This is a genomic window from Streptomyces sp. NPDC058576, assembly GCF_042718715.1.
Taxonomy (GTDB): domain Bacteria; phylum Actinomycetota; class Actinomycetes; order Streptomycetales; family Streptomycetaceae; genus Streptomyces.
In genome coordinates this window covers 1-21,833 of record NZ_JBHXPF010000049.1, presented here as the reverse complement: position 1 = coordinate 21,833, position 21,833 = coordinate 1, and the positions used below count along the sequence as shown (strand labels likewise).

At 72.1% G+C, this 21,833-nt stretch carries 19 protein-coding genes; 2 read left to right on the top strand and 17 right to left on the bottom strand.

The features are described 5' to 3' along the window. Nucleotides 1-53: 53 nt before the first annotated feature. The 3 genes from rpe to fmt form a co-directional block, all read right to left on the bottom strand. A complete protein-coding gene (gene rpe / locus ACFWRV_RS27680; RefSeq protein ID WP_384338448.1) occupies nucleotides 54-737 on the bottom strand; it encodes a ribulose-phosphate 3-epimerase in 684 nt (227 codons plus the stop codon). A gap of 148 nt (nucleotides 738-885) precedes the next feature. Further along, entirely contained in the window at nucleotides 886-2,319 is a 1,434-nt protein-coding gene (locus ACFWRV_RS27675) for an RsmB/NOP family class I SAM-dependent RNA methyltransferase (protein ID WP_384338447.1), read from the bottom strand. A 165-nt stretch (nucleotides 2,320-2,484) separates the two neighbouring features. Then, a complete protein-coding gene (fmt, locus tag ACFWRV_RS27670) occupies nucleotides 2,485-3,417 on the bottom strand; it encodes a methionyl-tRNA formyltransferase (protein WP_384338446.1) in 933 nt (310 codons plus the stop codon). Between the two features lie 304 nt (nucleotides 3,418-3,721). On the opposite strand from fmt, the gene ACFWRV_RS27665 reads away from it, so the two are divergent. Further along, nucleotides 3,722-4,288, top strand: a complete 567-nt coding sequence (locus tag ACFWRV_RS27665) for a hypothetical protein (protein ID WP_384338445.1) — start codon at nucleotides 3,722-3,724, stop codon at nucleotides 4,286-4,288. A 127-nt stretch (nucleotides 4,289-4,415) separates the two neighbouring features. On the opposite strand, the gene ACFWRV_RS27660 is transcribed toward ACFWRV_RS27665, so the two are convergent. The 14 genes from ACFWRV_RS27660 to pyrR all read right to left on the bottom strand — a co-directional run bounded on the left by ACFWRV_RS27660 (nucleotide 4,416) and on the right by pyrR (nucleotide 21,043). After that, a complete protein-coding gene (locus ACFWRV_RS27660) occupies nucleotides 4,416-6,560 on the bottom strand; it encodes a primosomal protein N' (RefSeq protein ID WP_384338444.1) in 2,145 nt (714 codons plus the stop codon). 113 nt (nucleotides 6,561-6,673) lie between these two features. Beyond that, nucleotides 6,674-7,882 (bottom strand): methionine adenosyltransferase, encoded by a 1,209-nt coding sequence (gene metK, locus ACFWRV_RS27655; protein ID WP_384338443.1) that lies wholly within the window; start codon nucleotides 7,880-7,882, stop codon nucleotides 6,674-6,676. A 199-nt stretch (nucleotides 7,883-8,081) separates the two neighbouring features. After that, nucleotides 8,082-9,326, bottom strand: a complete 1,245-nt coding sequence (gene coaBC, locus ACFWRV_RS27650; protein ID WP_384338442.1) for a bifunctional phosphopantothenoylcysteine decarboxylase/phosphopantothenate--cysteine ligase CoaBC — start codon at nucleotides 9,324-9,326, stop codon at nucleotides 8,082-8,084. Nucleotides 9,327-9,475: 149 nt separating this feature from the next. After that, a complete protein-coding gene (rpoZ, locus tag ACFWRV_RS27645; protein ID WP_003970369.1) occupies nucleotides 9,476-9,748 on the bottom strand; it encodes a DNA-directed RNA polymerase subunit omega in 273 nt (90 codons plus the stop codon). 60 nt (nucleotides 9,749-9,808) lie between these two features. Beyond that, nucleotides 9,809-10,402: a guanylate kinase gene (gene gmk, locus ACFWRV_RS27640; RefSeq protein WP_384338441.1), complete on the bottom strand. Its 594-nt coding sequence runs from the start codon at nucleotides 10,400-10,402 to the stop codon at nucleotides 9,809-9,811. Nucleotides 10,403-10,440: 38 nt separating this feature from the next. Further along, entirely contained in the window at nucleotides 10,441-10,764 is a 324-nt protein-coding gene (locus ACFWRV_RS27635) for an integration host factor (RefSeq protein ID WP_003970367.1), read from the bottom strand. A 246-nt stretch (nucleotides 10,765-11,010) separates the two neighbouring features. Beyond that, nucleotides 11,011-11,850 (bottom strand): orotidine-5'-phosphate decarboxylase, encoded by an 840-nt coding sequence (pyrF, locus tag ACFWRV_RS27630; protein WP_384338440.1) that lies wholly within the window; start codon nucleotides 11,848-11,850, stop codon nucleotides 11,011-11,013. After that, nucleotides 11,847-12,959 carry a quinone-dependent dihydroorotate dehydrogenase gene (locus tag ACFWRV_RS27625; protein WP_384338439.1) on the bottom strand — a complete coding sequence of 371 codons (1,113 nt, stop codon included), beginning with the start codon at nucleotides 12,957-12,959 and terminating at the stop codon, nucleotides 11,847-11,849. Before ACFWRV_RS27625 ends, pyrF begins: the two co-directional genes overlap by 4 nt. A gap of 84 nt (nucleotides 12,960-13,043) precedes the next feature. Further along, nucleotides 13,044-16,352 (bottom strand): carbamoyl-phosphate synthase large subunit, encoded by a 3,309-nt coding sequence (gene carB, locus ACFWRV_RS27620; protein WP_384338438.1) that lies wholly within the window; start codon nucleotides 16,350-16,352, stop codon nucleotides 13,044-13,046. After that, complete coding sequence (gene carA, locus ACFWRV_RS27615; RefSeq protein ID WP_384338437.1) at nucleotides 16,345-17,484, bottom strand: glutamine-hydrolyzing carbamoyl-phosphate synthase small subunit; 1,140 nt, start codon at nucleotides 17,482-17,484, stop codon at nucleotides 16,345-16,347. Before carA ends, carB begins: the two co-directional genes overlap by 8 nt. Further along, nucleotides 17,481-18,092, bottom strand: a complete 612-nt coding sequence (locus ACFWRV_RS27610) for a hypothetical protein (protein ID WP_384338436.1) — start codon at nucleotides 18,090-18,092, stop codon at nucleotides 17,481-17,483. Before ACFWRV_RS27610 ends, carA begins: the two co-directional genes overlap by 4 nt. Beyond that, the gene (locus ACFWRV_RS27605; RefSeq protein WP_384338435.1) at nucleotides 18,089-19,375 is read right to left on the bottom strand and encodes a dihydroorotase; all 1,287 of its coding nucleotides are present in this window, start codon (nucleotides 19,373-19,375) and stop codon (nucleotides 18,089-18,091) included. Before ACFWRV_RS27605 ends, ACFWRV_RS27610 begins: the two co-directional genes overlap by 4 nt. Nucleotides 19,376-19,377: 2 nt before the next feature. Beyond that, nucleotides 19,378-20,364 (bottom strand): aspartate carbamoyltransferase catalytic subunit, encoded by a 987-nt coding sequence (locus ACFWRV_RS27600; RefSeq protein ID WP_384338434.1) that lies wholly within the window; start codon nucleotides 20,362-20,364, stop codon nucleotides 19,378-19,380. Nucleotides 20,365-20,458: 94 nt separating this feature from the next. After that, nucleotides 20,459-21,043 (bottom strand): bifunctional pyr operon transcriptional regulator/uracil phosphoribosyltransferase PyrR, encoded by a 585-nt coding sequence (gene pyrR / locus ACFWRV_RS27595; protein WP_384338433.1) that lies wholly within the window; start codon nucleotides 21,041-21,043, stop codon nucleotides 20,459-20,461. 222 nt (nucleotides 21,044-21,265) lie between these two features. On the opposite strand from pyrR, the gene bldD reads away from it, so the two are divergent. Then, complete coding sequence (gene bldD / locus ACFWRV_RS27590) at nucleotides 21,266-21,766, top strand: transcriptional regulator BldD (RefSeq protein ID WP_006123181.1); 501 nt, start codon at nucleotides 21,266-21,268, stop codon at nucleotides 21,764-21,766. Nucleotides 21,767-21,833: the final 67 nt, after the last annotated feature.

Here is a 21,833-nt window from a genome sequence, read left to right as displayed (position 1 = left end):
AGATCCGGCGATCCTTGATCGGCCCTGTCGGGCCGCGTTCATCTGCCCTTGGTTCAGTGGCCGCATGCCCAGGGGGCGACGGCCGTGACCGCGTCCGCCTGCGCCCGCAGCGCGCGGACGGCCGCCGCCGGGTCCGCCGCTCCGTAGACCGCGGATCCGGCCACGAAGACGTCGGCGCCGGCCTCGGCGCACCGCTCGATGGTGGTGGCCGAGACCCCGCCGTCGACCTGGAGCCACAGTTCGAGACCGTGCTTGCTGATCAGCTCCCGGGTCCGGCGGATCTTCGGCAGCATGATGTCCAGGAAGGCCTGACCGCCGAAGCCCGGCTCGACCGTCATGATCAGCAGCATGTCCAGCTCGGGGAGCAGGTCCTCGTACGGCTCGATGGGCGTCGCGGGCTTCAGCGCCATCGAGGCGCGCGCCCCCTTCGCCCGGATCTCCCGCGCCAGGCGCACCGGAGCCGCCGCGGCCTCCGCGTGGAAGGTGACGGAACCGGCCCCCGCTTCCACGTAACTCGGGGCCCAGCGGTCCGCGTCCTCGATCATGAGGTGGCAGTCCAGCGGGGTGTCCGTGGCCTTGCTGAGCGCCTCGACGATCGGCACGCCGAGGGTCAGGTTGGGCACGAAGTGGTTGTCCATGACATCGACGTGGAGCCAGTCCGCGCCCTCGACGGCCTTCGCCTCCTCGGCGAGACGCGCGAAATCGGCGGACAGGATGCTGGGGTTGATCTGCGCCATGACCCAAGCCTGCCACGTCCGAGGCCGGTTCCCCGCCTCGATGCCCTTCGAAGCCTCACACGGCCATCACAGTCCGCACATTCTGCGCATTTTGCCAGCGCTTTACTTTTCTTTTGCCGTACGGGCAGGCCCACTGACGCGGCGATATTCAGCCGGTCCGGCGCAGCAGAGCCAGATACATCGCGTCGGTGCCGTGCAGATGCGGCCAGAGCTGGACGTCGGGGCCGTCGCCCAGGGCGGGCACCCCGGGCATCAGCGGACGGGCGTCGATCCACTCCGCCTCCACCGGCTCGCCGCCCCGGCCCTTCAGCACGTCCTCGACGACCACCCGGGTCTCCGCGAGATGCGGCGAGCAGGTGGCGTAGCCGACCACGCCGCCGACCCGCACGGCCTTCAACGCCTCGCGCAGCAGGCCGCGTTGGAGCGGGGCGAAGGCCTCCAGGTCCTCGGCGCGGCGGCGCCAGCGGGACTCCGGGCGGCGGCGCAGCGCGCCCAGGCCCGAGCACGGCACGTCCATCAGGATGCGGTCGAACGTGCCGGGCAGCCATGGCGGGCGGGTGCCGTCGGCGGTGATCACCTGGTACGGGCCGGGGTTGCCGGCGAGCGCGCGCTCGACCAGCCGGGCGCGGTGCGGCTGCTTCTCGGCGGCGAGCAGGGTCGCGCCGCGCTCGGCGGCGAGCGCCGCGAGCAGGGCGGCCTTGCCGCCCGGGCCCGCGCAGCCGTCCAGCCAGCGGGCGTCGCTGCCCTCGACGGGTGCGGCGGCCAGGGCGGCGGCGACGAGCTGACTGCCCTCGTCCTGGACGCCCGCCCGGCTCTCCTGGACGGCTTCCAGCGCGCCGGGCTCGCCGCCCTCGGCCATCCGGACGGCGTACGGGGACCAGCGGCCGGGCAGGGAGTTGTCCTCGCCGAGGGCCTTGACCAGCTCGTCGGTGGTGGAGCGGCCGGGGCGGGCGACCAGGGTCACCTCGGGCCGCTCGTTGTCGGCTTCGAGGAGGTCCTCGATGCCCGCCCGGCCGCCGCCCAGCGCGTCCCAGAGGGCGGTGACGATCCAGCGGGGGTGGGAGTGGACGACGGCGAGGTGGTCCTCGGCGTCCTCGTCGTACGGCGGGGCGACCTTCTCCACCCAGCCGTCGAGGTCGTGCGCGGTGACCTTGCGCAGCACCGCGTTGACGAACTTCGCACGCCCCTCCCCCAGCACCACACGGGCCAGCTCCACACTGGCGGAGACGGCCGCGTGGGTGGGGATACGGGTGCCGAGCAGCTGGTGGACGCCCATGTTCAGGACGTCGAGGACCGGCGGGTCGACCTCGCGCAGCGGCCGGTCGATGCAGGCCGCCACGATCGCGTCGTACGTGCCCTGGCGGCGCAGCGTCCCGTAGACCAGCTCGGTCGCCAGCGCCGCGTCCCGGCCGTCGAAGTCGCCCTTGGCGCGGGCCTTCTTCAGCAGCGGCGGCAGCACGAGGTTGGCGTACGCGTCACGCTCGTCGACGGCCCTCAGCGCCTCGAAGGCGAGGAAACGGACCGGGTCCTTCTGCGGACGGCGGTGGGGCCTGGCGGGACGGCGACGCGGCTGGTCGTTCACGTGAAAGGTGCTCCGCTGATGGTGAGAGGGGCGAACCCTCCCAGCGTACGTCGCTCTCCCCGCGCGCCCGAACGGCGGCCCGGGGCCCTGTTGTCGCGGTCCCGGGCCCCTGGAACGCCGCGTCCCGGGGCCTCGCGCGCCCCGCTGCGGACCCAGCAGCCCGCTCTACAGGCCCAGCAGCTCGCCGTGGGCGATCCGGACGCCGCGCGCCCAGTCGGCGGCCCGCATCGGCTTCTTGCCCTGCGGCTGGACCCAGAGCAGCTCCACCGCGTGCGAACCGGTGCCCACGTACACGTTGTTCTTGGCGGCCGACAGCTCGGCGGGGGCCAGGTCCGTGCGGTCCAGGACCGGCGCGGCCTGGATCAGCTTGAGCCGCTCGCCGCGGAACAGGGTCCAGGCGCCGGGGGCCGGGGTGCAGCCGCGCACCACCCGGTCGACCCGCAGCGCGGGCGCGGACCACTGGACCTGGGCGTCCTCGACGGTGATCTTCGGGGCCAGGGTGATGCCGTCGTGGGGCTGGGGCACGGCGTGCAGCGTGCCGTCCTCGATGCCGTCCATCGTGGCGGCGAGCAGCCCGGCCCCGGCGAAGGCGAGCCGGGTGAGCAGGTCGCCGCTGGTGTCGGTGGGGCGGATCTCCTCGGTGAGGACGCCGTAGACCGGGCCGGAGTCCAGGCCCTCCTCGATCAGGAAGGTCGACGCGCCGGTCACCTCGTCCCCGGCCATCAGGGAGTGCTGCACGGGGGCAGCGCCCCGCCAGGCGGGCAGCAGCGAGAAGTGCAGGTTCACCCAGCCCCGGGCGGGCACGTCGAGGGCGACCTTGGGCAGCAGGGCTCCGTAGGCGACGACCGGGCAGCAGTCCGGGGCGATCTCGCGCAGCCGGGCCAGGAACTCCTCGTCCCGGGGCCTGGCGGGCTTGAGCACCTCGATCCCGGCCTCCTCCGCCCGCTCGGCCACCGGGCTCGCGACGAGTCGGCGGCCCCGCCCGGCGGGGGCGTCGGGACGGGTCACGACGGCGGCCACCTCATGGCGGTCGGAGGCGATCAGGGCGTCCAGGGCGGGGACGGCGACTTCGGGGGTGCCGGCGAAGACGAGCTTCATGGGTGGCTGACTGCCTCTCGGGCCAAGACGTACGGTGACGAGCAGCACACCAGTCTAGGGTGTGTCCGGCGGGTCAGAGCCGGACAGTCCCCGGGGTGCCCGGCCGATCAGGGTCCGGCCGCTCCCTTGTACGGGGGCGGCGACCAGGGGGCGTACGCGCGCCGCGCACGCCCCGTGCATATGCACATACGCCCCGATAGCGTGACCACATACCCGGCTCGGGCGTTGGTCAAAGGAGATTGACCGAAGCGGGCCGCCCCCACGCGGCCCGATCCCTTTCAACGCCGGTTCGAGAGGCTTCTTCATGGCCGACCACGCAACGCACGACGCCCAAGCGCGGGCCAGTCTGCATCTTCTGGTGCGGGACATCGAGCGGGTCAGGCGGCAGGTGGACGCGCTGCGCACCCTCACCGCCCAGCTGGGCAACGTCTACCGTCCGCGCCGCTCCGGCCCTTCCGCGGGCTTCGTCGTCTACGGCAGGGCCCCGGCCCCCACCGTCCGCCTCGCGCAGGAACTGCGGGACAGCGTCGAGACCCTGGTCACGGCCGCGGTGGACTTCGACCGCTCGCTGGGCTTCTCCTGGGACGCGGTGGGCTCCGCCCTCGGGGTCACCAAGCAGGCCGTGCACCGTCGCTACGGAACACGCCGCGCCGCCCCGCAGCCCGCCGCCGAGACGGGCGGCGAGGCCACACCCGTGTCACGCCCGGTGTCCGTCGGCACCGGCCTCGCCGCGGCCTCCGCCGGAGGGTCCGGCTCCCCGGTGCCCTCGGTCCCGGCGGCCCGCTCGATGCCGCCGCAGGCGTCGGCGGTCCAGCAGCCGGCCCGCGAGGAGCTGCGCCCCAGCGCCTTCCCGGGCCCCCGCAACGGCTGACCGTACGCCGCCCCTCTGCCCCACCGTGCCGGTCGCACGGCGGGGCAGTCTCCTGTCCGGGCCCACGGCCCGGAGAGGCTCCGCCGATGCCGGGCCCGTCGGCCCGACGGGTGGCCGACCCGCCGGCTCAGCCGATGTCGGGCGGGTCGATCCTGATGCGTATCGGCTCGTTCGCGCCCTTGGCCGTACGGGTCGCGAGGGCCGTCTTCAGGGCCCGGGCGAGCGCCGCCCCACGCCCCGGGACCACCCGGATCAGGGCGCGCTCCCAGGTCTCGCCCGGCGGCGCGTCCCCCGGCCTGCGGGCTCTCCCGGGTGCGGCCGAAGGGGCCGGCACCGGCCCCAGGATCTCCGCCTCCGGCGGCAGCCCGGCGGTCCGCAGGAACGCGGCCAGAGCCTCGGGCGGGCCGGTCGCCGAGGCCATCCGGGAGACCGGCGGAAAGCCCAGCTCGGCCCGCTCCGCCAGCTCCCGCCGGGCGAAGCCCGCCGGATCCCAGCGGACCAGCGCCTGCACCGCACGCTCCGTGGGCTCCGCCACGATCACGACCGTGCCGCCCTCCTCCTGGCCCCGCACCAGCGAGCCCACCGCCAGCCACCGGCGCAGCGCCTCCTCCCCCGCGCGCAGATCGGGCCGCCCGAGCATGGCCCAGCCGTCCAGGAGCAGGGCCGCCGCATACCCGCCCTCGGCGACGGGCTCCGCGCCGGGCGTGGAGACGACCAGGGCCGGGGCATCGGGCACCGCGTCGAGGATGTGGTCGCGCCCCGAGGTGCGGACGGGCACGGCGGGAAAGGCCCGGCCCAGCTCCTCCGCGGTGCGGCGGGCGCCGACGATCCGGGCCCGCAGCCGGGTGGAGGCGCACTCCGCGCACTGCCAGGCCCGCTCGGCCCGCCCGCACCAGGCGCAGTTCAGATCCTGCTGGTCCGGGGCTTCGAGGGGCCCCGCGCAGTGCCGGCAGCGGGCGGGCGCGCGGCAGCGTTCGCAGGCGAGGCGGGGGGCGTACCCCCTGCGGGGCACCTGGATCAGCACCGGGCCGGTGCGCAGGCCGTCGCGCACGGCCCCCCAGGCGAGGCTGGGCAGCCGGGCGGAGCGGGCGGCGCCGTCCCGGGCCAGCTCGCCGTCCCCGACGGTGCGGATGAGGGGCGCGGCCCGGCGCAGCCGCTCGCGGTCCGCGAGGAGCGGCAGCGCCCAGCCGCTCTCCACGAGCTGGGCGGCCTCGACCGTGCAGCTGATCCCGCCGAGCAGGAAGCCGCACCGGCCCTGTGCCGCCCGCAGCTCCAGGACCTCGCGGACATGTGGGAAGGGGGCGTTGTCGTCGCTGTGGCTGGAGTCGCCGTCGTCCCAGACGACGACGAGCCCGAGGTCCTGGACGGGGGCGAACATGGCGGCCCGGGTGCCCACGACCGCCCGCACCGAACCCCGGCGTACCGCGAGCCACTGGCGGTAGCGCTTCTCGGGGCCGGAGTCGGCGGTCAGCAGGGCGTGCCGGCCCGTGCCGAGCGCTTCGGTCAGGGCCGCGTCGACCCGTCCGGCGGCCCGCCCGTCCGGGACGACGACGAGTGCGCCGCGCCCGGAGGAGAGCGTCGCCGCGACGGCCCCGGCGATCTCGGCGGGCCAGTGCGGTCCGGGCAGGGCGGTCCACACGGCGCGCGGCGCACCGCCCTCGGCCAGTGCGCGCAGGAAGGCCGGGCCCTGGCCGTACCGCTCCCAGGTGCCCGGGTCCGGCGGCCGGGGCGGGGGCAGCGGGTCCGGGGAGGGCTTGGACTCCGCGCGGCCGTTGCGCGGCGGGACGGCCAGCTGGAGGACGTCGGCGAGGCTCCCGGCGTACCGGTCGGCGACAGCGCGGCAGAGCGCGAGCAGCTCGGGCCCGAGGACCGGCTCCGGGGAGACCACGGAGGCGAGGGCGGCCAGCGCTCCCCGGTAGTCGGAGTCGGCGCGGCGCTCGACGATGAAGCCGTCGATCAAGCCGCCGCCCTCGCGCCGCCCGCCCTGGACGTTGCGCCCGCCGGCCCCGAACCGGACCCGCACCCGGACGCCCGGCTGGGCGTCGGCGTCCAGCTCCTGAGGCACCGCGTAGTCGAAATACTGGTCGAGGTGGAGGACCCCCTTGTTGACCAGGACGCGGGCGACGGGCAGTTCCCCGGCGAGGGCCGCGCCGCGCCAGGTCCGCGGCTTGGCGCGCGGCACCTTCGCCCGGCGCACGGTCTCCCGGATCAGCGCAAGCTGCTCCGGCGCCCCGGCACCGGGTTCGGCGGACTGCTCGTTCTCGCTGCTCACAGCTGAATTCCTACCAGAGAGCACGGACAGTCGCGGGAGCACGGCAGCGGGGCCCGGCCACCGCGCTCGGTGTCCGGGCCCCGCTGTCGCTTACCGCTGATGCCTTACGGCCCTCACAGACCCGCGGCCGCGCGCAGCGCGTCCACGCGGTCCGTGCGCTCCCAGGTGAAGTCCGGCAGCTCACGGCCGAAGTGGCCGTAGGCAGCGGTCTGGGCGTAGATCGGGCGGAGCAGGTCGAGGTCCCGGATGATCGCGGCCGGGCGGAGGTCGAAGACCTCGGCGATCGCGTTCTCGATCTTCTCGGTGTCGACCGCGGCGGTGCCGAAGGTCTCGACGAAGAGTCCGACGGGCTCGGCCTTGCCGATCGCGTACGCGACCTGCACCTCGCAGCGCGCGGCAAGACCGGCGGCGACCACGTTCTTCGCGACCCAGCGCATCGCGTACGCGGCGGAGCGGTCGACCTTGGACGGGTCCTTGCCCGAGAAGGCGCCGCCACCGTGGCGGGCCATGCCGCCGTAGGTGTCGATGATGATCTTGCGGCCGGTGAGGCCGGCGTCGCCCATCGGGCCGCCGATCTCGAAGCGCCCGGTCGGGTTCACCAGGAGGCGGTAGCCCTCGGTGTCCAGCTTGATGCCGTCCTCGACGAGCTGCGTGAGCACGTGCTCGACGACGAACTCGCGGATGTCGGGCGCGAGCAGCGAGTCCAGGTCGATGTCGGAGGCGTGCTGCGAGGAGACGACCACCGTGTCCAGCCGGACCGCCTTGTCACCGTCGTACTCGATGGTGACCTGGGTCTTGCCGTCGGGACGCAGGTAGGGGATGGTCCCGTTCTTGCGCACCTCGGACAGCCGCCGGGAGAGGCGGTGCGCGATGTGGATCGGGAGCGGCATGAGCTCCGGGGTCTCGTCGCAGGCGTAGCCGAACATCAGGCCCTGGTCGCCCGCGCCCTGCTTGTCGAGCTCGTCCTCATCGCCCTCGACCCGCTTCTCATAAGCGGTGTCGACGCCCTGGGCGATGTCCGGCGACTGGGCGCCGATCGACACCGAGACGCCACAGGAAGCACCGTCGAAGCCCTTTTTGGAGGAGTCGTAACCGATCTCCAGAACCTTGTTGCGCACGAGGTTGGGGATGTCGGCGTAGGCCTTGGTGGTGACCTCGCCCGCGACATGCACCAGACCGGTGGTGATCAAGGTCTCGACGGCGACGCGCGAGGAGGGGTCCTCGCGCAGGAGCGCGTCGAGAATCGTGTCGCTGATCTGGTCAGCGATCTTGTCGGGGTGACCCTCGGTGACGGATTCCGAGGTGAAGAGACGGCGGGACACATCGCTCCCTGGGGTTGCAGCGGCTGCTGGCTGATCATGGGTGGTACGTCCGAGAGCTGCGCTCGGTGCGTACCGTCGGCCAGTTTATCGGTCACATCCGGCGGCCGGGCCAGGTGTCTCGCCCTTTGGGAGGTTCGTGATGTGCGCCACACAGGGCACCAGTAGGACAATCCACCCTTCTCGGCCGCCATTTCAGGGCTTATGGGGTGATTTGGTTCGCCCGGAGGGTGGATGATGAATTCGGCTGGAACCTGACAGAAACCAGATCCCAGACCGTGTCGGCAAGCGATTCCTTGGGGCCGTACGGCACCGGCGTCTCCTGGCCGTCGGCGGCGAGGACGACCGCTTCGTTCTGCTCCGAGCCGAAGGTCCTGCGCTCCCCCACCTCGTTGACCACGAGAAGGTCGCAGCCCTTGCGGCGGAGCTTCGCGCGGCCGTTGGCCAGCACGTCGTCGGTCTCGGCGGCGAATCCGACGACGATCTGGTCCGGCCGTACCCGCTCGGCGGAGACCTCGGCGAGGATGTCGGGGTTACGGACCAGGGCGACCGTGGGCGCCTCCTCGCCGTCCTTCTTCTTGATCTTGCCGGTGGCGTACTCGGCGGGGCGGAAGTCGGCCACCGCGGCCGCCATCACCACGACGTCCGCGTCGGGGGCGGCCTTCAGCACGGCCTCGCGCAGCTGGACGGCCGTGCCGACCCGCAGGACGTCGGCCCCGGCCGGGTCGGGCAGCCCGGTGTTGGCCTCGATCAGGGTGACCCGGGCCCCCCGGGCCACCGCGGTACGCGCCAGCGCGTAGCCCTGCTTGCCGGAGGAACGGTTGCCCAGGAAGCGCACCGGGTCGAGCGGCTCGCGCGTGCCGCCGGCGCTGATCACCACGTGGCGGCCCGCGAGGTCGGGTGCGGTGACCCCGCGCGCCAGCACCCGGCGGCAGACCTCGAAGATCTCGCCCGGATCGGGCAGCCGGCCCTTGCCCGTGTCGACGCCGGTGAGCCGCCCGACGGCGGGCTCGATGACGACGGCGCCCCGGCGGCGCAGGGTGGCGACGTTCTCCTGGGTGGCGGGGTGCTCCCACATCTCGGTGTGCATGGCGGGGGCGAAGACCACCGGACAGCGGGCGGTCAGGAGCGTGTTGGTGAGCAGGTCGTCGGCGAGCCCGTGGGCGGCCTTGGCCAGCATGTCCGCGGTGGCCGGGGCGACCACGACCAGGTCGGCGCCCTGCCCGATCCGCACGTGCGGGACCTCGTGGACGTCCTGCCAGACCTCGTCGGACACCGGGTGGCCGGAGAGCGCCGACCAGGTGGCCGCTCCCACGAAATGCAGCGACGCGGCGGTCGGGACGACCCGTACGTCGTGGCCGGACTCGGTCAGCCGGCGCAGCAGCTCGCACGCCTTGTAGGCGGCGATGCCCCCGCTGACCCCCAGGACCACCTTCGGCTTGTCCACTGCGTCTCCCCGCACTCGGCAACCTCACGGCAACGTGTGGGTCCCATGCTGCCTCACCGCGTGGAACGCGTTCACCCGGCCCCGGACACACCTCAGGCCCGGCGGACGGGCCGCCGGGCCTGGAGTGAAGGTGCCTTGGTGCCGCTGCGTTACTGCGCGGGGCCCTCGATGGCCTCGGAGGTCAGCAGGCCGGCGTTGATCTCGCGGAGCGCGATCGACAGCGGCTTCTCGTGCACGTGGGTGTCGACGAGCGGACCGACGTACTCGAGGAGGCCTTCACCGAGCTGCGAGTAGTACGCGTTGATCTGACGGGCGCGCTTGGCCGCGTAGATCACCAGGCTGTACTTCGAGTCGGTGGCCTCGAGGAGCTCATCAATCGGCGGGTTGATGATGCCCTCGGGCGTGGTGATGGAAGAGGACACTCTCTGCCTTCCGAAGGGGGTGTAGATCAAAGATCAGGGGATCTGAACGATCACGGAGATCTAAGCCTGAAGCATCAAGGCTAGCAGCTCGCGTGCCACGTCCTCGACGGAGGTGTTGACGAGCGTCGTATCGAACTCCGCCTCGGCGGCCAGTTCGACCTTGGCGGCGGCGAGCCGGCGCTCGATGACCTCGGGGGCCTCGGTGCCCCGGCCGGTGAGCCGGCGCACCAGCTCCTCCCAGCTCGGCGGGGCCAGGAAGACCAGGCGCGCGTCGTCCATCGACTGGCGGACCAGCCGGGCGCCCTGGAGGTCGATCTCCAGCAGGACCGGCTCACCCGTCTCCAGGCGGTCCAGCACGGCGCGCCGGGGCGTGCCGTAGCGGTTGCCCGCGAACTCGGCCCACTCCAGCAGTTCGCCGTTGGCGACGAGCTTGTCGAACTCCTCGTCGTCCACGAAGAAGTAGTGCACACCGTTGCGCTCCCCGGGGCGCGGCTTGCGCGTCGTCGCCGACACGGAGAGCCAGACCTCGGGGTGCACGGAGCGCATATGAGCGACGACCGTGCTCTTGCCGACCCCCGAGGGGCCGGAGAGCACGGTCAGCCGCGGACGTACGTCCGGGGGTACGGGGGACGTCCCCCGGGATGTTGCAGCCATGGGGCGATTATCCCCGCTCTCAGGAGTGCCTGAGAACGTCAGGCGGGGCTGCCGCCGAACTCACGCTCCAGGGATGCGATCTGGTTGGAGCCAAGACCCCTGACCCGGCGGCTCTCGGAGATGCCGAGACGCTCCATGATCTGCTTGGCGCGGACCTTGCCGACGCCCGGCAGGGATTCCAGCAGTGCGGAGACCTTCATCTTCCCGATGACGTCGTTCTCCTGGCCCTGCTTGATGACCTCGTGGAGGGAGGCGCCGGAGTGCTTGAGTCGATTCTTGACCTCGGCCCGCTCCCGGCGAGCCGCGGCGGCCTTTTCGAGCGCGGCTGCGCGCTGTTCAGGGGTAAGGGGCGGAAGAGCCACGCCTACGTCACCTCGGATGTCGATCTGTCGGATACGGACCGGCGGGGAAGCTGGACGCCACCCCACCAGGTGAGCGACGAACACACTGTGCTCGGCCGCTCTTCGACGGAGACTAGCGGCAAGGGCCGCTGTAGTCAGCGAGAACAGACGAAAAGTCCTGGTCAGCTGTGGCCGACCAGGATTTTCCCGACATATCGACCAGGTTTCTCGTCAGTAATTCGTCAACACGCTGTAAACGTGTCAGGGTCAGCTGCCGGATACGGCCCCGCGGACCTCGTCCGCGAACCGCTCGGCGGCTTCGCGCAGCCCGGACGCGTCCGGACCGTGGCGCAGCACGCCCCGGCTGACGCTGGGCACCACGTTGCCGACCGCCTCGCCGAAGACTCCCGGAAGATCCGCCGGAGTGGCCCCCTGGGCGCCGATGCCGGGCGCGAGGAGCGGCCCGTTGATCGCCAGGTCCGCCCCCGCGTCGCCGAGCGTCGCGCCGACCACCGCGCCGACGGAGCCGAGCGGAGTCGCTCCCTCGTTCTCCGCCGCCATGTGGTCGAGCATCAGCTGGGCGAGCGAGCGCCCGTCGGCGGCCGTGGCCCGCTGGACCTCGGCGCCCTCCGGGTTGGAGGTGAGGGCGAGGACGAAGACCCCCGCGCCGGAGACGGCGGCGGCGTCCAGCGCCGGGCGCAGCGAGCCGAAGCCCAGGTACGGGGAGACCGTCACCGCGTCCGAGAAGAGCGGCGAGTCCTTGTCCAGGTAGGTCGCGGCGTAGGCGGCCATGGTGGAGCCGATGTCGCCGCGCTTGGCGTCCATCAGGACGAGCGCACCGGCCGCCCGGGCCTCCTCGACGGCCTTCTCCAGGACGGCGACGCCGCGCGAGCCGAAGCGCTCGAAGAACGCCGACTGCGGCTTGAGGACGGCGACCCGGTCGGCCAGCGCCTCCACGACGGTCCGGGTGAAGCGCTCCAGGCCGGCGATGTCGTCGTTCAGCCCCCAGGAGGTGAGCAGCGAGGTGTGCGGGTCGATGCCGACGCAGAGCGGCCCGCGGGTGTCCATGGCGTGGCGCAGACGGGCGCCGAAGGGTTCGAGCGTCACAGGGCGGCCTTCTTCCGGGTCTCGGCGCCGACGGCCTCGGCGAGGGTGGCGTACGGGGAGGTGGCGAGCCGGGCGGCGAGACCCTTGTGGATCGCGCGGGCGTAGAAAGGACCTTCGTAGACGAAGGCGCTGTAGCCCTGGACGAGGGTGGCGCCGGCGAGGATGCGCTGCCAGGCGTCCTCGGCGTTCTCGACGCCCCCGACGCCCGCCAGGGTGATCCGGTCCCCCACGCGGGCGTACAGGCGGCTCAGGACCTCCAGCGAGCGCTCCTTGAGAGGCGCGCCGGAGAGTCCGCCGGTCTCCCCCAGCAGCTCCGGGCCGGACTTCAGGCCCAGGCCCTCGCGGGCGATGGTGGTGTTGGTGGCGATGATGCCGTCCAGGCCCAGCTCCACGGCGAGGTCGGCGACGGCGTCGACGTCCTCGTCCGCGAGGTCCGGCGCGATCTTGACGAGCAGCGGGACGCGCCGGGTGGTGACGGTGCGGTCGGCGGCCTCGCGGACGGCGGTGAGCAGCGGGCGCAGCGACTCGGTGGCCTGGAGGTTGCGCAGGCCGGGGGTGTTGGGCGAGGAGACGTTGACGACCAGGTAGTCGGCGTGGGCGGCCAGCGCCTCGGTGGACTTCACGTAGTCGGCGGCGGCCTCGGCCTCGGGCACGACCTTGGTCTTGCCGATGTTGACGCCGACCGTGGTGCGGAAGACCGGGTTACGGGCGGCGAGGCGGGCGGCGACGGCGGCGGAGCCCTCGTTGTTGAAGCCCATGCGGTTGATCAGCGCACGGTCCGCGACGAGCCGGAAGAGGCGCTTCTTGGGGTTGCCGGGCTGCGGTTCGCCGGTGACGGTGCCGATCTCGATGTGGTCGAAGCCGAGCATCGCCATGCCGTCGATCGCCACGGCGTTCTTGTCGAAGCCGGCGGCGAGGCCGAAGGGGCCGTGCATCCGCAGGCCGAGGGCCTCGGTGCGCAGCTCCTTGAAGCGCGGGGCGAGGGCGGCGGCGACGAAGGTGCGCAGGACGGGGATCCGGGCGGCGAGGCGGATCCAGCGGAAGGCGGCGTAGTGGGCCCGCTCGGGGTCCATCCGCGTGAAGACCAGCCGGAAGAAGAGCTTGTACATGGAGAGATGTCCTCGGTGCTCGGGGTGCTCGACGGGGCTCGCAAAGAGGGGGACACCGTTTCCGGTGTCCCCCTCTCCGGGCGGCTAGTCGCGGGCCGCGGTCAAGTGTTCCGCGTGTTCCTGAAGGGAACGGACGCCGACGTCGCCGTGGTTGAGGGCGTCGATGCCCTGGACGGCGGCGGCGAGCGCCTGGACCGTGGTCAGGCACGGTACGGAGCGGGCGACGGCCGCGGTGCGGATGTCGTAGCCGTCGAGCCGGCCGCCGGTGCCGTACGGCGTGTTGACGATGAGGTCGACCTCGCCGTCGTGGATGTGCTGGACGATGGTCTTCTCGCCGCCCGGGCCGGGGCCCTCGGACTGCTTGCGCACGACGGTGGCGTTGATGCCGTTGCGCTTGAGGACCTCGGCGGTGCCGGAGGTGGCCATCAGCTCGAAGCCGTGGGCGACCAGCTCGCGGGCCGGGAAGATCATCGAGCGCTTGTCCCGGTTGGCGACCGAGATGAACGCGCGGCCCTTGGTGGGCAGCGGGCCGTACGCCCCGGCCTGCGACTTGGCGTACGCCGTGCCGAAGACCGAGTCGATGCCCATGACCTCGCCGGTGGAGCGCATCTCCGGGCCGAGGACCGTGTCGACGCCCCGGCCGTGGATGTCGCGGAAGCGCGACCACGGCATCACGGCCTCCTTGACGGAGATCGGCGCGTCCAGCGGCAGGGTGCCGCCGTCGCCGGTCTTCGGCAGCAGGCCCTCCTCGCGCAGCTCGGCGATGGTCGCGCCCAGCGAGATGCGGGCGGCGGCCTTGGCGAGCGGGACGGCGGTGGCCTTCGAGGTGAAGGGGACCGTGCGGGAGGCGCGCGGGTTGGCTTCGAGGACGTAGAGGATGTCGCCGGAGAGCGCGAACTGGATGTTGATCAGTCCGAGCACGCCGACACCCTTGGCGATGCCCTCGGTGGAGGCGCGCAGCCGCTTGATGTCGAAGCCGCCGAGGGTGATCGGGGGCAGGGCGCAGGCCGAGTCGCCGGAGTGGATGCCGGCCTCCTCGATGTGCTCCATGACGCCGCCGAGGTAGAGCTCGTGGCCGTCGTAGAGGGCGTCCACGTCGATCTCGATGGCGTCGTCGAGGAAGCGGTCGACCAGGACCGGCCGGGTGGGGCTGATCTCGGTGGACTCGGAGATGTACGAGGCGAGGCGCGTCTCGTCGTACACGATTTCCATGCCGCGGCCGCCGAGGACGTAACTCGGCCGGACCAGGACGGGGTAGCCGATCTCGTCGGCGATGGCCTTGGCCTCGCCGAAGGTGGTGGCGGTGCCGTGCTTGGGCGCGGGCAGTCCGGCCTCGGCGAGGACCCGGCCGAAGGCGCCGCGGTCCTCGGCGGCGTGGATGGCCTCCGGGGAGGTGCCGACGACCGGCACGCCGTTGTCCTTGAGCGCCTGGGAGAGGCCGAGCGGGGTCTGGCCGCCGAGCTGCACGATGACGCCGGCGATCGGGCCCGCCAGCGATTCGGCGTGCACGATCTCCAGGACGTCCTCCAGGGTGAGCGGCTCGAAGTAGAGCCGGTCGGAGGTGTCGTAGTCGGTGGAGACGGTCTCCGGGTTGCAGTTGACCATGACGGTCTCGTAGCCCGCGTCGCTCAGGGCGAAGGAGGCGTGCACACAGGAGTAGTCGAACTCGATGCCCTGGCCGATGCGGTTGGGGCCCGAGCCGAGGATGATCACGGCCGGCTTGGTGCGGGCCGCGACCTCGCTCTCCTCGTCGTAAGAGGAGTAGAAGTACGGCGTCTTCGCGGCGAACTCGGCGGCACACGTGTCAACGGTCTTGTAGACCGGGCGGATGCCCAGCGCGTGCCGGACCTCGCGGACGACGTCCTCGCGCAGCCCGCGGATCTCGCCGATCTGGGCGTCGGAGAAGCCGTGCCGCTTGGCCTCGGCGATCAGGTCGGCGTCCAGGCGCTCGGCGGAGGCCAGCTCGTCCGCGATCTCCTTGATCAGGAAGAGCTGGTCGACGAACCACGGGTCGATCTTCGTGGCGTCGAAGACCTCTTCCTGGGTGGCTCCGGCGCGGATGGCCTGCATGACGGTGTTGATCCGGCCGTCGGTGGGGCGGACCGCTTCCGCGAGCAGCTCGGCCTTGTCGCCGACCGGGCCGGTGAAGGCGAACTGCGAGCCCTTCTTCTCCAGCGAGCGCAGGGCCTTCTGGAGGGCCTCGGTGAAGTTCCGGCCGATCGCCATGGCCTCGCCCACCGACTTCATGGTGGTGGTGAGGGTGGAGTCGGCGGAGGGGAACTTCTCGAAGGCGAAGCGCGGGGCCTTGACGACGACGTAGTCGAGGGTCGGCTCGAAGGAGGCCGGCGTCTTCTCGGTGATGTCGTTGGGGATCTCGTCCAGGGTGTAGCCGACGGCCAGCTTGGCCGCGATCTTGGCGATCGGGAAGCCGGTGGCCTTGGAGGCGAGCGCCGAGGAGCGGGAGACGCGCGGGTTCATCTCGATGACGATGACGCGGCCGTCGGCCGGGTCGATGGCGAACTGGATGTTGCAGCCGCCGGTGTCGACGCCGACCTCGCGGATGATCGCGATGCCGACGTCGCGCAGCCGCTGGTACTCGCGGTCGGTGAGCGTCATGGCCGGGGCGACGGTGATCGAGTCGCCGGTGTGGACGCCCATCGGGTCGAAGTTCTCGATGGAGCAGACGACCACGACGTTGTCGTTCCGGTCGCGCATCAGCTCCAGCTCGTACTCCTTCCAGCCGAGGATGGACTCCTCCAGGAGCACCTCGGTGGTCGGGGAGAGCGTGAGGCCCTGTCCGGCGATGCGGCGCAGCTCCTCCTCGTCGTGGGCGAAGCCGGAGCCGGCGCCGCCCATGGTGAAGGAGGGGCGCACGACGACGGGGTAGCCGCCGAGGGTGTCGACGCCGGCGATGACGTCGTCCATGGTGTGGCAGATGACGGAGCGGGCGGACTCGCCGTAGCCGATCTTCTCCTTGACGGCCTCGACGACGCCCTTGAAGAGGTCGCGGTCCTCGCCCTTGTTGATCGCCTCGACGTTGGCGCCGATGAGCTCGACGCCGTACTTCTCCAGCACGCCGTTGTCGTGCATGGAGATCGCGGTGTTCAGCGCGGTCTGGCCGCCGAGGGTGGGCAGGAGCGCGTCGGGGCGCTCCTTGGCGATGATCTTCTCGACGAACTCGGGGGTGATCGGCTCGACGTAGGTGGCGTCGGCGATCTCCGGGTCGGTCATGATCGTCGCCGGGTTGGAGTTCACCAGGATGACGCGCAGGCCCTCGGCCTTGAGAACGCGGCAGGCCTGGGTGCCGGAGTAGTCGAACTCGGCGGCCTGGCCGATGACGATCGGACCGGAGCCGATGACCAGGACGGACTGGATATCGGAGCGCTTAGGCACGCTGGCCCTCCATCAGGGAAACGAAGCGGTCGAAGAGGTACGCGGCGTCGTGCGGGCCCGCGGCCGCCTCGGGGTGGTACTGGACGCTGAAGGCGGGCCGGTCCAGGAGCTGGAGGCCCTCGACCACCTGGTCGTTCAGGCAGACGTGGGAGACCTCGGCGCGGCCGAACTCCGTGTCCGACACCCGGTCCAGCGGGGCGTCGACGGCGAAGCCGTGGTTGTGCGCGGTGACCTCGACCTTGCCGGTGGTGCGGTCCTGCACCGGCTGGTTGATGCCGCGGTGGCCGTACTTCAGCTTGTAGGTGCCGAAGCCGAGCGCGCGGCCGAGGATCTGGTTGCCGAAGCAGATGCCGAAGAGCGGGGTGGAGCGCTCCAGTACGCCGCGCATGAGGGCGACCGGGTGGTCGGCGGTGGACGGGTCCCCGGGGCCGTTGGAGAAGAAGACGCCGTCGGGCTTCACCGCGTACACCTCCTCCAGGGTGGCGGTGGCGGGCAGGACGTGCACCTCGATGCCGCGTTCGGCCATCCGGTGGGGGGTCATGCCCTTGATGCCGAGGTCGATCGCGGCGACGGTGAACTTCTTCGTGCCGATCGCGGGGACGACGTACGCCTCCTTGGTGGCGACCTCGGTGGAGAGGTCGGCGCCGGTCATCTCGGGGGCCTGGCGGACCTTGGCGAGGAGGGTGCCCTCGTCGGGGATGGCCTCGCCGGAGAAGATCCCGACGCGCATCGCGCCGCGCTCGCGCAGATGGCGGGTGAGGGCGCGGGTGTCGACGCCGCTGATGCCGACGACGCCCTGGGCCGCCAGCTCCTCGTCGAGCGAGCGCTGGGAGCGCCAGTTGGAGGGCTTGCGGGCGGGGTCGCGGACGACGTAGCCGGAGACCCAGATGCGGCCGGACTCGGGGTCCTCGTCGTTGACGCCGGTGTTGCCGACGTGCGGGGCCGTCATGACGACGACCTGGCGGTGGTACGAGGGGTCGGTCAGCGTTTCCTGGTAGCCGGTCATGCCGGTGGAGAACACCGCTTCGCCGAAGGTCTCCCCCACGGCCCCGTAGGCACGGCCGCGGAAGGCGCGACCGTCCTCCAGGACGAGTACGGCGGGGGTCTGTGCCCCCCGGGTGGAGAGGGTCATCGTGCGGTGCCTTCCGTAGTGGTGGTGCTGGTGAGTTCCGCGGCGGCCGGGGCGCCGGCGAGCCGGTTGACGGCTTCGACCCAGGCCTGGTGCTCGGCGGCGCGGTCGGAGCGGAAGCCGGAGTCGATCATCGTCTCGCCGTGCTCCCAGGTGATGATCAGCAGGCCGCCCTCGGGGAGGACCTTGCCCGCGAGCGCCTGGTCGAGACGGGCCTCGCGCAGGGCGTCGGCCGGGATGAAGAAGTCGGCCGCTCCGGGGCGTACGACGTCCAGGCCGCGGGCGGTGAGGGTGAGCTCGGTACGGCTGCGGGTGCCGAGGCCGTGCGCGACGATCCGGTCGAGCCACTGCCCGGCGGTGGTGGAGGCGTGGTAGCGCCCCTGGAGCGTCAGCAGGGTCTCGTCGTCGGCGAAGCCCTCGGGAGTGGCGGGGAGCTCCGGCAGATCGGACTGGAGGCTGGCGCGCCACTTCCAGCCCTGGCGCATGAGCCAGTAGACGAGGGCGACGAAGACGAAGAGGCCGATCACCCAGGCGATGCGGGCGGCCCAGTCCGTCACTTCCGCCGACTTCTGTTCGGCGGCCAGCTGGTACAGGGGGGTAAGAGTTGTCACGCGAGCTTCCCGTCGACGACCGTGGCACGGCCCCGCAGGAAGGTGTGGGTGACACGGCCCGGCAGCTCACGGCCCTCGTAGGGGGTGTTGCGGCTGCGGGACGCGAAGCCCGCGGGGTCCACGGCTCCACGGTATGCCGGATCGACCAGAGTGAGGTTGGCGGGCTCACCCGCCGAGACGGGGCGGCCGTGTCCGTCGAGCCGGCCGATGGCCGCCGGGCGGAAGGACATGCGGTCGGCGACGCCCGCCCAGTCCATCAGGCCGGTGTCCACCATCGTCTGCTGGACGACCGAGAGCGCGGTCTCCAGGCCCACCATCCCCATGGCGGCCGCGGCCCACTCGCAGTCCTTGTCCTCGTGCGGGTGCGGGGCGTGGTCGGTGGCGACGCAGTCGATCGTGCCGTCGGCGAGGGCCTCGCGCAGGGCCAGGACGTCGGCCTCGGTGCGCAGCGGCGGGTTCACCTTGTAGACCGGGTTGTAGGTGCGGACCAGCTCGTCGGTGAGGAGGAGGTGGTGCGGGGTGACCTCGGCGGTGACGTTCCAGCCCTTGGACTTGGCCCAGCGGACGATCTCCACGGAGCCGGCGGTGGAGAGGTGGCAGATGTGGACGCGGGAGCCGACGTGGGCGGCGAGGAGCACGTCGCGCGCGATGATCGACTCCTCGGCGACGGCGGGCCAGCCGCCGAGTCCCAGCTCGGCCGAGACGATGCCCTCGTTCATCTGGGCGCCCTCGGTGAGGCGGGGCTCCTGGGCGTGCTGGGCGACGACGCCGTCGAAGGCCTTCACGTACTCCAGGGCGCGGCGCATGATCACCGCGTCGTCGACGCACTTGCCGTCGTCGGAGAAGACCTTCACCCCGGCGGCGGAGTCGTGCATCGCGCCGAGCTCGGCGAGCTGCTTGCCCGCCAGGCCGACGGTGACGGCGCCGACGGGCTGGACGTCGCAGTAGCCGGACTCCTTGCCGAGCCGCCAGACCTGCTCGACGACGCCGGCGGTGTCGGCGACGGGGAAGGTGTTGGCCATGGCGTGGACGGCGGTGAAGCCGCCGACGGCCGCGGCCTTGGTGCCGGTGAGGACGGTCTCGGAGTCCTCGCGGCCGGGCTCGCGCAGATGGGTGTGCAGGTCGACCAGGCCGGGCAGCAGGATCTGGCCTTCGGCCTCGATCACGGTGGCGCCGGCGGCGTCGATGCCGGTGCCGACCTCGGCGATGGTCTCGCCGTCGATCAGGACGTCCCCGGGCTCGCCGCCGAGGATCCGCGCACCGCGGACAATGATCTTGCTCATGGTTACTTGTTCTCCTCGGTACGGGCGGGGGCGGCGGACAGCGCGGTGTCGGAGCCGCCGAGCAGCAGGTAGAGCACGGCCATGCGGATGGAGACGCCGTTGGCGACCTGCTCGACGACCGTGCAGCGGTCGGAGTCGGCGACCTCGGCGGTGATCTCCATGCCGCGGACCATCGGGCCGGGGTGCATGACGATGGCGTGTTCGGGCATCTTCGCCATCCGCTCGCCGTCCAGGCCGTAGCGGCGGGCGTATTCACGCTCGGTCGGGAAGTAGGCGGCGTTCATCCGTTCGCGCTGCACACGCAGCATCATCACCGCATCGGACTTCGCCAGCACGTCGTCGAGGCTGTAGCTGACGTCGCAGGGCCACTTCTCGACGCCCACGGGGACGAGGGTGGGCGGGGCCACCAGGGTGACGTGCGCGCCGAGCGTGGTCAGCAGGTGGACGTTGGAGCGGGCCACGCGGCTGTGCAGGATGTCGCCGACGATCGTGATGCGGCGGCCGTCCAGGTCGCGGCCGAGCCCGGCGTCCGGGCCGACGAGCCGGCGGCGCATCGTGAAGGCGTCCAGCAGGGCCTGGGTGGGGTGCTCGTGGGTGCCGTCGCCGGCGTTGACCACGGCCCCGTCGATCCAGCCGGAGGTGGCGAGCCGGTAGGGGGCACCGGAGGCGCCGTGCCGGATGACGACGGCGTCGGCGCCCATCGCCTCCAGGGTGAGCGCGGTGTCCTTCAGGGACTCGCCCTTGGAGACGGAGGAGCCCTTGGCGGAGAAGTTGATGACGTCGGCGGACAGCCGCTTGGCGGCCGCCTCGAAGGAGATGCGGGTACGGGTCGAGTCCTCGAAGAAGAGGTTGACGACGGTACGGCCGCGGAGGGTCGGGAGCTTCTTGATCGGCCGGTCCGCGACCCGGGCCATCTCCTCGGCGGTGTCGAGGATCAGGACGGCGTCGTCGCGGGTGAGGTCGGCGGCCGAGATGAGGTGACGCTTCATCTGGGGGTTCTCCGGGTGGCTGGAGGGAGTTTCAGGCGTGCGGGCGCGCAGGAGCGGCCGTACGGCCCCGGGAGGACGTACGGGAGGGATCGGGCTACTGCGGGTCCGCGGGGGCGGCCTGCTTGACGCCCAGCAGCACGGCGTCGCGGCCGTCCTCCTCGGCGAGCTGGACCTTGACCGTCTCCCGCAGCGACGTGGGGAGGTTCTTGCCGACGTAGTCCGCGCGGATCGGGAGTTCCCGGTGGCCGCGGTCGACGAGGACCGCGAGCTGCACCGCGCGGGGGCGGCCGATGTCGCCGAGCGCGTCGAGGGCGGCGCGGATCGTGCGGCCGGAGAAGAGCACGTCGTCGACCAGGACGACCAGGCTGCCCTCGATCCCCTCGCCGGGGATGTCGGTGCGGGCCAGGGCGCGCGCCGGGCGCAGCCGCAGGTCGTCGCGGTACATGGTGATGTCGAGCGATCCGACCGGCGTCTTCCGGCCGGTGATCTGTTCGAGTTTGTCGGCGAGCCGACGGGCGAGGAAGACGCCCCGGGTCGGGATGCCGAGCAGCACCACGTCGTCGGCGCCCTTGGCGCGTTCGACGATCTCGTGGGCGATACGGGTCAGAACACGGGCGATGTCGGGGGCCTCGAGAACGGGGCGCGCCGCGTTGCCGGTGTCGTCGTGCTGTGCGTCCATAAGAAACGGACCTCCTTCTCCGCCTCACGGGACGGATCGTTAAAGGACGTCGAAATTGCGTCATCCACGCTACCAGGGCTTGTGCTCGGCGCCGGCCCCGCCCCCGGGAGGTGCCGGTCCGGACCATTCGGCTTGACGCATCCAAGTAACGCTGCGTAACCTCACAGTGAGTTACCAGCCACGCGGCGGAGCCGCACACTGTTCCAGCGTCCGGGGAGCCATATGTCCAGCGAATACGCAAAACAGCTCGGGGCCAAACTCCGTGCCATCCGCACCCAGCAGGGCCTTTCCCTCCACGGCGTGGAGGAGAAGTCCCAGGGTCGCTGGAAGGCCGTCGTGGTCGGTTCGTACGAGCGCGGCGACCGCGCCGTGACCGTGCAGCGCCTCGCCGAGCTGGCGGATTTCTACGGGGTCCCGGTGCAGGAGCTGCTGCCCGGCACGACGCCCGGCGGAGCCGCCGAGCCGCCGCCGAAGCTCGTCCTGGACCTGGAGCGCCTCGCCCACGTCCCGCCGGAGAAGGCCGGTCCGCTGCAGCGCTACGCGGCGACCATCCAGAGCCAGCGCGGTGACTACAACGGCAAGGTGCTCTCGATCCGCCAGGACGACCTGCGCACGCTCGCCGTGATCTATGACCAGTCGCCGTCCGTGCTCACGGAACAGCTCATCAGCTGGGGCGTGCTGGACGCGGACGCGCGCCGTGCGGTCTCCCACGACGAGAGCTGAGCGAGCGGGGCCGGGCCCCACTGCAGAAACGTGCCGCCGGGCGGGCGGGAACCTTCGGGTCCCCGCC

Coding starts and splice junctions, on each gene's coding strand:
- rpe (WP_384338448.1), bottom strand. CDS start 737: ATGGCGCAGATCAACCCCAGCATCCTGTCCGCCGATTTCGCGCGTCTC.
- fmt (WP_384338446.1), bottom strand. CDS start 3,417: ATGAAGCTCGTCTTCGCCGGCACCCCCGAAGTCGCCGTCCCCGCCCTG.
- ACFWRV_RS27665 (WP_384338445.1), top strand. CDS start 3,722: ATGGCCGACCACGCAACGCACGACGCCCAAGCGCGGGCCAGTCTGCAT.
- gmk (WP_384338441.1), bottom strand. CDS start 10,402: ATGGCTGCAACATCCCGGGGGACGTCCCCCGTACCCCCGGACGTACGT.
- ACFWRV_RS27625 (WP_384338439.1), bottom strand. CDS start 12,959: ATGTACAAGCTCTTCTTCCGGCTGGTCTTCACGCGGATGGACCCCGAG.
- carA (WP_384338437.1), bottom strand. CDS start 17,484: ATGACCCTCTCCACCCGGGGGGCACAGACCCCCGCCGTACTCGTCCTG.
- ACFWRV_RS27605 (WP_384338435.1), bottom strand. CDS start 19,375: ATGAGCAAGATCATTGTCCGCGGTGCGCGGATCCTCGGCGGCGAGCCC.
- ACFWRV_RS27600 (WP_384338434.1), bottom strand. CDS start 20,364: ATGAAGCGTCACCTCATCTCGGCCGCCGACCTCACCCGCGACGACGCC.
- pyrR (WP_384338433.1), bottom strand. CDS start 21,043: ATGGACGCACAGCACGACGACACCGGCAACGCGGCGCGCCCCGTTCTC.
- bldD (WP_006123181.1), top strand. CDS start 21,266: ATGTCCAGCGAATACGCAAAACAGCTCGGGGCCAAACTCCGTGCCATC.